The organism is Enterococcus sp. AZ071, from assembly GCF_050499065.1.
Classification (GTDB): domain Bacteria; phylum Bacillota; class Bacilli; order Lactobacillales; family Enterococcaceae; genus Enterococcus_A; species Enterococcus_A ferrettii.
In genome coordinates, this window is sequence record NZ_JBIPAS010000001.1 from 3596014 (window position 1) to 3607623 (window position 11610).

Consider the following 11610-nt stretch of genomic DNA (forward strand, 5'->3'; position numbering starts at 1 on the left):
TCTCATTGTAACCTATCAAAGCCTTGCTAAGGCAATAAGATTGTAAAAACTCTCTGACTATAATTGTCAGGTTTGTGGTATATTTTAAGAAAAGATGATGGGAAAGGAAGAAACGAATGAGAATTGAACCTTTTAAGGTCGAATTATGGATGAATGAACACGAAGACAAAGCTGTTTATAACACTGGAGAAACCTGTGTTGATTCCCTAAGTGTCGATGAGTTGTTTGAATTAGCTGGCATTAACAAAGAAGAAAAACTAAATGAATTACTGCAAAAAAGACTGACTTATGGTCATATCTTTGGTAACCCTATCTTTAAGAAAGGGATTGCTTCTTTATATACAGGGATCAAGCCTGACCAAGTCTTAACCACTCATGGCGCAATTGGAGCGAATCATTTGGTTCTCTATTCAATGATTGAACCGGAGGATGAAGTAGTAGCGGTGCTGCCAACTTATCAGCAATTGTATTCAATTCCTGAATCGTTTAGAGCAACTGTTAAACGTCACACGTTAACACCAGAAAATAATTTTCTGCCGGATTTAGCTGAAGTACGTAAATTGGTGTCTGACAAGACTAAGATGATCATCATCAACAATCCGAATAATCCAGCGGGGTCTTTAATGGATCAAGACATGCTGCAGGAAATTGTAGCGATTGCTCAATCAGTAGATGCTTATGTTTTATCCGATGAAACGTATCGCGGCTTGACCCAAGCAGAGGAGGAAAGCCCGTCGATTGCTGATCTTTATGACAAAGGAATTAGCGTAAGCAGTATGTCGAAAGTCTTCTCCTTAGCTGGTTTGCGTCTAGGCTGGATCGCATCAACTAATCCTGAAGTCGGTGAGCAGTGCAGTTTGCATCGTGATCACAATACCATCAGCTGTGGCATGCTTGACGAAGAGTTGGCAGGGATTGCACTGGCTAACAAAGACAAAATTTTGGCCCGCAACAAAAAAATCGTGCGGGATAATTTAGCGATTTTAGACGAATGGGTGAAGAAGGAAAAGCATATTAGTTATGTGAAGCCTCAGGCGCGAACTGTTACGTTATTATACTACGATTTTGATCATCCCAGCCGCGAGCTATGTATTGATTTGATTGATAATCATGGGTTGCTGTTTACACCAGGCGATTGCTTTGAGTTCGAACATTGCGTACGGATCGGCTATGCTTGCGAAACCGAGGAATTAATTGCCGGGTTGAATAAATTTTCGGAGTATTTGGCAACAGTTTAAAAAACAACCTCTCGCCTTCATTCGGTGAGAGGTTGCTTTTCTGTTTCCAAGGATCAGGTGAATATAGGCAAACGGAGTACTTCGAATTAAAACAGAAGAACTGGTAGCCAACTTGGGTCATTGTTTTGTTCGAGGATAAACAGAGGTTAAGGAAGTATTTCTAGAAAATCATTTATGGGAAATTGATAACGGCAATGCTTAACAGGTTGTTTTTCACTTTTTTTCCAAAAAAGGTTAATTTTTTCTTAAGACAAAAGTTTAACAAAACGATTTGCAATTTTTTACATACCTTATACATGAGTAGATGCTGATCAACTGCGAAATCTGTCTCAGATTCAGAAATCTAGCACAAAAATGGATAAGGAGCTATGAATATGACTAAAGTATTGACCCAATATCAGTTGTTTGTTACTAAGAGAGAAAATTTAGAGAAAAAGATTGAGGAATTTTACAATGATACGAAACAGACTGCCTGTGTCATTCAGTATGCTTTAGCAATAATGGTAAAAAATGCCTTTTCTACACAAGACTTCTCTTATTTTGCTAAAGAATTGGTGTGTTCACTATTTTTAACTAGTTCAGTTGAAGAATTGAACTCCGTGCGAAATTTGTGTGTCTATTTTGAAGATTACTTTACTGAGGATGAGTGGGTTCAGGTTATTGATCGTTTATTTGAGAACCAAATAGAATATGCGCAATTAACAGAACAAACACGTTTACGTATAGAGAAGTTGCGTCCGATACTTAACGTGGGGGAACAAGCCGGCGAAAAGAAATTAACCTTAAAGGCTTTATTTAAAGATGAAAGTGGTAAGGGTCATAACTGGAGCTTGAGCAATGTGGTTGCTTTGCGTTCCTCTCAGGAACACCGAGCTCTTTTAAATATTCTGGGTGAATTAACTATTTTTCAAAAAGAAGGAATTCGTCGCTTTACAGAAGTGGTCTGGTTGGATTTTTCTATTGATGAGTGATTTCGCGATTTTGATATCCGCAATGAAGAAGATCCTAACTACCAGCCGGACAAATTAGAAACAGGCAAAACAACACAGCAGAAACAGAAGACCGATGAAAAGAAACCAAGGGAGACGGGGCATTCACCGCAGAAAAAGGATTTTTCGCAGGTGACAGATTCAAGTTTTTCTGAAGATTCTACAGCTAAAGGGCAGCCCAAGAAAAAAGATTTGTCCTTAAGTGGTACGAAGCTCAATCGTACCAAAGAAGAAATTTTAGAAGAAAAACGGCGAATCCGAGGCAAGGGAAAAAATCCCGATCTATTTGGCGAGCAGGCGAAGAAAAGAGAGGAAAAAAAGAAAGAGCAGGAGCTGAGAAAGAAACTGATGGGAAACAACAAGCCTAAAAAGAATCGGAAGAGGAAGAAGCGAAAGTAAAAGGGATTAGAACACCAGTGATAATTGTTTTGAATCTACCCAAAGCATCCTAATTGAACTCCAAGAGTTACCTGGGAGGATTGTTTTTATCAATAGAAGCAAAGAAATAGGATTGTATTCGCACTATCTGCAAGGTACAATCAATTTACACGTCTATTTGTGCTGCTTTTTGGATAAAATTTTGGAGGATAAGGATGAACCGTCACGAAAATGCTAAATTAAATTTACAATATATCAGTATGCAGATGCCCTATTGGATGGGATATTCCGTACTAGGAACTTTTACGTCAGTGTTTCTGCTTTCCCGTCAATTCAGCAATGGACAGATTGGTTTAGTACTGGCGATCGCCAATTTGGTAGCAACGCTGTTGCAACCCTTTATCGCCTCTTTTGCCGATCGGATGAAGAAGTTGACGTTATCTCATTTGGCTGCTGTTATGGCTGCCTTCGTTGTCGGGTTTTCTCTTATTCTAATTGTTTTGCCGAGCCAGTTTTTGCCGGTAGCGCTGATTTATATCTTACTTTACACTAGTTTGATTTTGCTGCAGCCAATCACGATTTCGGTAGGAACCTTCTTTATTAGCCGCGGCTATGGGCTCAATTTTGGCGTTGCTCGCGGATTGGGTTCGTTGGCTTTTGCCGGAGCATCGGCAGTAACTGGTGTTTTGATTGAGCGCTATTCTGCCAATGTGATTTTGTATTTGATGATGGGAATTTTTCTGTTCTTTATTGTTGCCACCTTTTGGATTGATACTAGGAAAAAGGCAGGTAAATATTCAGTCTCATTGACTGAAATGGAAGTTTCGGCAATCCCAGAGTTGGAGGAACCTAGCAGCTTACCGGTCTTTATAAAAAAATACAAACGTTTTATGGTCCTATTAATCGGGGTATCGATGCTGTTTGTTTTCCATACCATTGGGAACAGCTATATGTATCAGATTCTGGCGCCTTTAGGGGGGACAGAAGCGAATGTGGGGTCCTCTCTTTCGATTGCTGCTGTGAGTGAACTGCCGACGATGTTTCTATTTACTTGGTTGTTAACCCGCTTCCGCTGCAAGACCCTAATTCGGGTTGCTGCTTTCTTTTTCACGGTGAAAGCAGTACTGATGCTGGCAGCAGGAAATATTGCGATGATTAATGTGGCTCAAAGTCTGCAGATGCTGGGCTTTGCTTTGCACACGACGGCTTCAGTTTATTATACGAATCAAATTATTCCACAAAAAGACTTGATAAAAGGGCAAACGTTAATGGCGACTGCGAATACTATTGGCGGCATTGTCGGTTCCTTTTTAGGAGGACAGCTGTTGAATTTCTTTTCGGTTCAAGCAATGCTGCTGATAGGTACAATTATTTCGGCGGTCGGTACAATTATTGTCTTTTTAGCAGCAGAGGATTAAGAAAAAAAGAATCAATCTAAAATATTAGCGACATGATATGCCTTTAATTAGGAGTCATTTCGCTATTTTTTGCCTGTCCGGCAGATTGTTCGCCTAAATTATGGTTTCAGAGTATACTGGCCTTATTAAGAAAGGTGGATAAAAATGACAAGTTATGCAAAACGAACCGACGACCATTTGTTATCTCCAGATAATACTGTATTGACAGTAATTGACTATCAACCAACCCAAATTAACTCGATTAATTCTATGAATCGTTCAGAATTAATTCGCAACACCGAAATCGTAATCGAATTAGCGAAGTTATATAATATCCCAATCGTCTTATCAACAGTAAACGTTGAAAAGGGCTGGAACACTGATACGATTCCGGTTCTAAAACGAGCAGTTGGCGAAGATGCAATCTCGTATGACCGTAGCTCAATTAATGCTTGGGAAGATAAGGAATACAATGAAGCGATCAAAGCAACTGGCCGCAAGAAAATTTTGATCTTAGCATTATGGACAGAAGCATGTTTGACCTTTCCTACCTTGGATGCTATAAAAGAAGGCTTTGAAGTTTATCCGATTGTTGATGCAGTTGGCGGAACCTCTTTGGTAGCGCATGAAACTGCATTACGTCGTGTAGAACAAGCGGGGGCTCAATTAACCTCAATTTCTCAATTGGCTTGTGAATTACAGCGTGATTGGAATCGTGAAGAAACAACGGATGGATTCGATGAGTTATTAACTAAATTCGGTGCTTTTTCAAACTTAAGATAATTTCATGAAGTCGTATCTGATGAGGATACGACTTTTTTTGTCTGGACTTTTTCCAGATTTTTTTATTTTATGAAAGATGGAAATGAAAAAATCAGGAAAATTACTTCTTCATTCCCTGCTATACTTCGTCTTGTAAGAAAAGAGGTGTACGATTAGTGAAAAGGATTTGCTTTTCCTTTAAACAAAAAAGCAGAAAAATAAGATGAGGAAGTATTGATATGGACAAAAAACAATTATCTCTATTCGGCTTTTTTGCCTTAACGGCTTCGATGGTTTTGACCGTTTATGAGTACCCTACTTTTGCTACTTCTCAGCTGCATTTAGTCTTTTTCTTGTTATTAGGCGGTATTTTATGGTTTCTGCCGGTGGCGCTTTGTGCAGCAGAAATGGCGACAGTTGAAGGTTGGAAAGATGGCGGGATATTCAGCTGGGTCAGTCAAACCCTGGGTGAACGTTTTGGTTTCGCGGCCATTTTTTTCCAGTGGTTTCAAATTACAGTAGGTTTTATTACGATGATCTACTTTATTCTTGGTGCGCTATCCTATGTGCTGAATTTCCCAGAATTGAACACAGACCCCTTAATTAAATATATTGGTGTGCTAGTAATTTTTTGGGGACTAACTTTTTCTCAACTTGGAGGTACCAAACGGACGGCGAAAATTGCTAAGGCTGGTTTTGTGATTGGTATCGTCATTCCTTCGGTTATTCTGTTTGTTTTGGCAATTGCTTATTTTATTGGAGGTAATCCAATTCAAATGACACTAAGCCCTGAAGCTTTTATTCCTGACTTTTCAAAATTATCTACTTTGGTAGTTTTTGTTTCATTTATTTTAGCCTATATGGGAGTGGAAGCTTCGGCCTCTCACATCAATGAGTTAGAAAATCCACAAAGAAACTACCCGTTGGCGATGTTTTTATTGGTCATTTTAGCGATTGCTTTGGATGCAATTGGCGGCTTTTCGGTTGCAGCAGTTATTCCTCAAAAGGAATTGTCTTTAAGTGCAGGTGTGATCCAAACCTTTGAATCGTTAATTCTACACTTCAATGCACATTTAGGTTGGGCAGTAAAAATCATTGCACTAATGATTGCCTTTGGTGTAATGGGCGAAGTCAGTTCATGGGTTGTAGGTCCTTCCAGAGGAATGTTTACAGCAGCTCAAAGAGGGTTATTACCACCGTTCTTTCGTAAAACGAACCAGCATGGTGTGCCCGTTCCGTTAATTATGATTCAAGGAATTATTGTAACGATATGGGGAGCGGTCTTAACCTTTGGCGGTGGCGGAAATAACTTGTCATTTCTTGTAGCGATTTCGTTAACTGTGGTGATCTATTTAGTAGGCTATTTACTATTTTTTATCGGTTACTTTGTGTTAATTTTTAAGAAGAAAGATCTTAAGCGAACGTATAATGTTCCGGGTAAAACAGCGGGTAAAATAATAATCAGCGGAATAGGGTTCGTTTTATCAATCTTTGCCTTGCTGATTTCATTTGTTCCCCCAGCATCAATTGCAGCCAATGAACATCGGACGTATCAAATCATTTTGTTGATTAGCTTTATTGTAACGGTTTTGTTGCCCTTTATTATTTATGAGCTGCATGATAAGAAGCAGCACGCTGTTTTGGAAGAGCCTGTTCATATGAAGGCAGAAGAGGTCAATCGGTCTGTTTACCCAGCCGCTCGTGGTGAACATCATATTATTCAAAAAGACGAACATGTTTTAAAACACTAAGGAGGAATATACAATGTTGTATGGAAAAGAAGATCGTGAAGAAGCAGAATATTTAGAACCTATCTTTGGTTCAGAAAGCGCAGAAGTGGATTTACCTAAGTATAAATTAAACAAGGAATCAATCGAACCTCGTGTTGCGTATCAATTAGTACAAGATGAAATGTTGGACGAAGGCAATGCACGCTTGAATCTAGCTACTTTCTGTCAAACTTATATGGAGCCTGAAGCAGTCAAGCTAATGAGCCAAACCTTAGAAAAAAATGCCATTGATAAATCAGAATATCCCCGTACAACTGAGATCGAAAATCGTTGTGTAAACATGATTGCGGACTTATGGCATGCAAGCAGCCAAGAAAAATTCATGGGTACGTCAACTATTGGTTCTTCAGAAGCTTGTATGCTTGGCGGTATGGCAATGAAATTCTCTTGGCGCAAACGAGCAGAAAAATTGGGATTGGATATTCAAGCTAAAAAGCCTAATTTGGTCATCTCTTCCGGATATCAAGTGTGCTGGGAAAAATTTTGTGTTTATTGGGACATTGAAATGCGGGAAGTCCCTATGGATAAAGACCATATGTCCATTAACCTAGATACTGTAATGGATTATGTGGATGAATACACTATTGGAATTGTAGGTATTCTAGGAATTACTTACACTGGTCGCTATGACAACATTAAAGGTCTGAATGATTTGGTGGAAGAATACAATAAAAAAACTGACTACAAGGTTTACATTCATGTAGATGCAGCTTCCGGTGGATTTTACGCACCATTTATCGAACCTGATTTAGTGTGGGATTTCCAATTAAATAATGTTATCTCTATTAATGCCTCTGGCCACAAGTACGGCTTAGTTTATCCTGGTGTAGGCTGGGTATTATGGCGCGATCAACAATATTTGCCAGAAGAATTGATTTTCAAAGTCAGCTACTTAGGAGGAGAAATGCCAACTATGGCCATTAATTTCTCTCACAGTGCGGCTCAATTAATCGGGCAGTACTACAATTTTGTTCGTTACGGTTTTGACGGTTACCAAGCAATTCATCAAAGAACTCATGATGTTGCTGTGTATTTAGCCCAAGCGATTGAAGAAACTGGCCTGTTTGAAATTATCAATGATGGCTCACAATTGCCATTGGTTTGCTATAAATTGAAGGAAGAAACTGATCATGAATGGACCTTATACGATTTGTCTGATCGTTTATTGATGAAGGGCTGGCAGGTTCCTGCTTACCCACTACCAAAGGATTTGGATCAATTAGTGATTCAACGTCTAGTTGTACGTGCCGATTTTGGTATGAATATGGCCTATGATTATGTGCAGGACATGCAGCAAGCAATCGATGATCTAAACAAAGCACATTTGGTATATCACAAAAGAAAAGAAGTAAAAACTTACGGCTTTACTCATTAAAATAAAACTCCCCCAAAAAGGCGGTCTTTTGGGGGAGCAGGCTTAAAAGTCATTAGCCGATAAGCGGCAAACCTGTTGGTTCAATTGAGTAATGATGCTGTAGATGTTTTGAAAGGATACAGGATAAACTTGAGTGCTTTCGGTTTCCAAGTGATCCTGATACAAGGTTGTGTCGCATAAAATAATGCGTTTAGTACAAAAGAAAGTATCATCTAACAGCTCAGCCAGGTCACTGCAAATCAGATTACTGACGGTGAAGTGTTCACTAAGCAGTTCAGTCAACTGCTGATGATAATAGAGAAATTTGAAATCAGTTGGTGCAGCAATAAATACCTCAATTGTCTCTGAGGGCTGATCAGCTAGCAGAAAACTAACGTGGATAGTAAATTTTCGGATCAGATTATCGTTCCAGCGCAAGGCAAGCTGCTGCTCGTCCTTCCATTGGTGCAGAACCTGATAGATGTCGGCGTACAGCTTCCGTTGCTGCTGGTCTAGGAGATAGATTTTTTCAGGCAAAAAAATCTGTGTATCCGCCCAGGTAGAACGAATGAAAGGTAAAAAGGCCTTTTCAAACAGGAGTTGATCCTCTGACGATAGCTTTAAGGTGTTGCTTAAGCGCTGTGCCAAATGATCGATTAAAGGATTGTATTTAATGTGATTTTGATAAACCACTGTAAAGTCCTTTTGCATCAGTTCTAAACTGTTGCTTAAATAATTTCGCGAATTGAATAACGAGTACACATAAAATTGTTCATCTTCAGTCCGACAGAGCGAAAAATCATTTTGCTGAAGACCAGTATGGATCAATTGAAACAATGGAGTATGCTGAGCCAACTCTTTTTCTTCGGAAGTGAAGAAAACAGGGTTGGTTTTTGCTCGCTGCAAACCAATCGCAATTCCCAGTTGAATCAACTGTTTTTCTTCCACTGGATAGTTGCGAGAAAAGAAGTGCCGTTCAATATAATTAATCAATTGCTGGCAAGCTCTTTCAAGAGGGGGAGTAATGGACACTAATTGAGTTTGATTGGTATAACGAATAATTGCTAACAACAAGTAACGGTAGTCCTTTTCAGGGATAATAGTTTCTCCATCTTTCGTTAAATAATTCATCTCAGTTAAAAACTTCATCAGGTCATTGCGAATGGTGTAAACCTTACTCAAGGAGATAAAGACGCTGTCTGCCATAGCCGACCAACTACGTTCACCAGTTAAATATTGACTTAAGATGGATAAAAAATTCGAATTTTGATAAATAGTTTGTGTCAGCTCCAACTGAGAATATGAGTGATCAAAAATGATTGTACAACTGTTACGACCTTTCTCAACTAATTGAATGTGCGGCTCCAGCAGGTCAATAATGGTATCTAAATCGCTTCGAACTGTTACTGGGCAAACTTCCAGCTGCTCAGCAGCATCATGAATTTGAAGAGTCTTTTTATCGTACAGCTGTTCACAAAGATAGACTTGACGGAAGATATTTTTCTCTAAATAATGCTCCAACATAAAAAAACCTCCTTTTTCATCTTTTATTATATACCTGGTTGTGAATTTTTGATGATACTGAAGCGGTTCCGACAAAGAAACTAGCTGTATTTTTAGAATAACTAGTTAAATAAACAGCTTCACCTTAAAAAGTTTAGAGAAAAAATACAAAGCTTGATAAACTAACGTTTAGTTTATAAGTATGACTGGAGGGGAAATAACGTGAAGATCGATGAATGTTGATTAAAATTACCGACAATTATAATGAGAAGAACAGAAAAAAGGCAGTATCTGCTTAAGATACCGCCGCAACTTTTTTAAGCTAATAAAGTCATGTCAATGTGAGGAATCCCATCTTCCAGGTATTCTTCAGAAATTACTGAAAAACCAAAGGACTCATAAAATTTTTGTAAGTAGGCTTGACCGGAAATAGTGATGGTCTTGCCAGGAAAACGGTGTTGAATTTCTTCAATTGTTCGATGCACTAATTTTCGACCTAAGTGCTGCTTGCGAGCATTTTGTGCAACCAGGACACGGCCGAAGGTAATATAGTCGCCTTTATCAATGATTCTTGAGTAGGCCTTTAAGCCAGTTTCGTCGGTGAAGCAAAGATGCAAGGCTACTTTGTCCTCTTCGTCGGCTTCTTGATAGGGACAATTTTGTTCAACTACAAACACGGCTACTCGCTCAATAAAAATAGATAATAATTCTTCAGCAGTTAGTTCGCTGATACTTTTCACTTGGATGTTCATATACGCATTTCTCCTTTTTGTCATTATAGCAAGTCTAAGAATTTTTTTCATGAATTGGCTGATTTTGAGTCAAAAAAGAAATTTTTTTCAAATAAATTTTAATACTTGCTAAATTGATCGAAAGCCTATTAGAACAAGGAAAATATCAGTGGAAATTTCATTAAACGGCCTCGTTTTGTTCATGGAATCGAAATTTTTTTAGCAAAAGTGTTGACAATTAGAAAAAACACATCTAGAATTAACCCAATCTTAAAAAACAGTTTGGAGCGATTGATATGATAAAAAATATTAATACACAACTGAATAATTATTACTTTAGCTATTTTAGATAGGTTTGTATTCATGAAATCATGGGTGCAAACGGACAACGTGTTTGTATCTATGATGGCTAGAGAAGTTTGAGATGACTTTCGCCACGTAGATGAGGATATCTATAGTGGCTTTTTCTATACCTTTATTTTCGGGCAGAAGACTCATTGTAGATTTTTCATCTACAATGAGTCTTTTTTTGGTACCAATTTTCAAATAAAAATTGGTAAGTGAAACAACCGAGGAGGTAGAGAATGAAAAAAGCAATTTCGGGACAAACAAGACTAGCAGGCTTATATGCTCTGCCAGCAAGACACAGCTTTTCACCAACGATGCATACCACGTCGTTTCGCGAATTGGGGATTGACGCTGTCTATCTAAGCTTTGATGTACAGCCTGAGACGTTGGGCCGAAGCATTCAAGTAATTCGCGATTTGGAAATGCTGGGAATCAATCTTTCGATGCCTCACAAAATGGCAGCTATCGATCATGTAGATGAATTGAGTCAAGCTGCTCGTCTGATTGGTGCAATTAATACGATTGTAAACCAAGAGGGAAAATTAATTGGACATACGACAGATGGAATCGGCTGCTTGGAAAGCCTGCGAGAACACAACTTAACAGTTGAGGATCAGAAATTAACGATCCTAGGCGCTGGTGGTGCAGCGACAGCCATTATCACGCAGGCAGCTATTGATGGTGCCAAAGCAATTGATGTCTTTAACATTTGCGATTCCTTCTATCAAACGATAGAACCAAAATTAGCTTTAATCGAAAAAGAAACAGGATGCCGATTGAACCTTTATGACTTAGCGGATGAAGCACAACTAAGTCGGTCATTAGCTGAAAGTCAGCTGCTGATTAATGCAACAAACGTCGGGATGGACCCGGATCCAGATCAGCTGCCTATTCCAAATACAGAAGTATTAAGAGCTAATTTGCCAGTGTTTGATGTCATTTATCATCCAGCACAAACTAAGCTGTTGAAAGCCGCTGAAGAAAAAGGGGCGATTGCCATTAACGGTCTTGGAATGCTGCTGCATCAGGGAGCGGCTGCTTTTAAACTATGGACTGGCGAAGAAATGCCGATAAAAGTTATTCGACCATTGTTAGAAGCTGAAATTAGAAAATAGGAGCG

Annotated in this window: 10 protein-coding genes; 8 read left to right on the top strand and 2 right to left on the bottom strand. The window is 38.9% G+C overall.

Annotated features, from left to right (window positions below; all coding sequences use genetic code 11):
- Positions 1–116 precede the first annotated feature (116 nt).
- From IGI49_RS17450 to IGI49_RS17480, 7 genes are all read left to right on the top strand, one after another.
- Positions 117–1238, top strand: coding sequence for an aminotransferase (locus tag IGI49_RS17450; RefSeq protein WP_429962720.1), 1122 nt, complete (start codon positions 117–119; stop codon positions 1236–1238).
- A gap of 374 nt (positions 1239–1612) precedes the next feature.
- The gene (locus IGI49_RS17455; RefSeq protein WP_429962721.1) at positions 1613–2209 is read left to right on the top strand and encodes a hypothetical protein; all 597 of its coding nucleotides are present in this window, start codon (positions 1613–1615) and stop codon (positions 2207–2209) included.
- A 150-nt stretch (positions 2210–2359) separates the two neighbouring features.
- On the top strand, positions 2360–2626 hold the full coding sequence (locus IGI49_RS17460) for a hypothetical protein (protein ID WP_429962722.1): 267 nt from the start codon (positions 2360–2362) through the stop codon (positions 2624–2626).
- 194 nt (positions 2627–2820) lie between these two features.
- Positions 2821–4023, top strand: coding sequence for an MFS transporter (locus tag IGI49_RS17465; protein ID WP_429962723.1), 1203 nt, complete (start codon positions 2821–2823; stop codon positions 4021–4023).
- Positions 4024–4167: 144 nt separating this feature from the next.
- Positions 4168–4785: an isochorismatase family protein gene (locus IGI49_RS17470; protein ID WP_207702081.1), complete on the top strand. Its 618-nt coding sequence runs from the start codon at positions 4168–4170 to the stop codon at positions 4783–4785.
- A 218-nt stretch (positions 4786–5003) separates the two neighbouring features.
- Positions 5004–6515 carry a glutamate:gamma-aminobutyrate antiporter gene (gene gadC / locus IGI49_RS17475; RefSeq protein ID WP_207702080.1) on the top strand — a complete coding sequence of 504 codons (1512 nt, stop codon included), beginning with the start codon at positions 5004–5006 and terminating at the stop codon, positions 6513–6515.
- 13 nt (positions 6516–6528) lie between these two features.
- The gene (locus IGI49_RS17480; protein ID WP_207702079.1) at positions 6529–7929 is read left to right on the top strand and encodes a glutamate decarboxylase; all 1401 of its coding nucleotides are present in this window, start codon (positions 6529–6531) and stop codon (positions 7927–7929) included.
- Between the two features lie 42 nt (positions 7930–7971).
- On the opposite strand, the gene IGI49_RS17485 is transcribed toward IGI49_RS17480, so the two are convergent.
- Both IGI49_RS17485 and IGI49_RS17490 read right to left on the bottom strand, forming a co-directional pair.
- Positions 7972–9432, bottom strand: a complete 1461-nt coding sequence (locus IGI49_RS17485; protein ID WP_207702078.1) for a helix-turn-helix domain-containing protein — start codon at positions 9430–9432, stop codon at positions 7972–7974.
- Between the two features lie 296 nt (positions 9433–9728).
- Entirely contained in the window at positions 9729–10163 is a 435-nt protein-coding gene (locus IGI49_RS17490) for a GNAT family N-acetyltransferase (RefSeq protein ID WP_429962724.1), read from the bottom strand.
- A gap of 563 nt (positions 10164–10726) precedes the next feature.
- Here IGI49_RS17490 and aroE point away from each other — a divergent pair.
- Positions 10727–11605 (top strand): shikimate dehydrogenase, encoded by an 879-nt coding sequence (aroE, locus tag IGI49_RS17495; RefSeq protein WP_429962725.1) that lies wholly within the window; start codon positions 10727–10729, stop codon positions 11603–11605.
- The last annotated feature ends 5 nt before the right edge of the window (positions 11606–11610 follow it).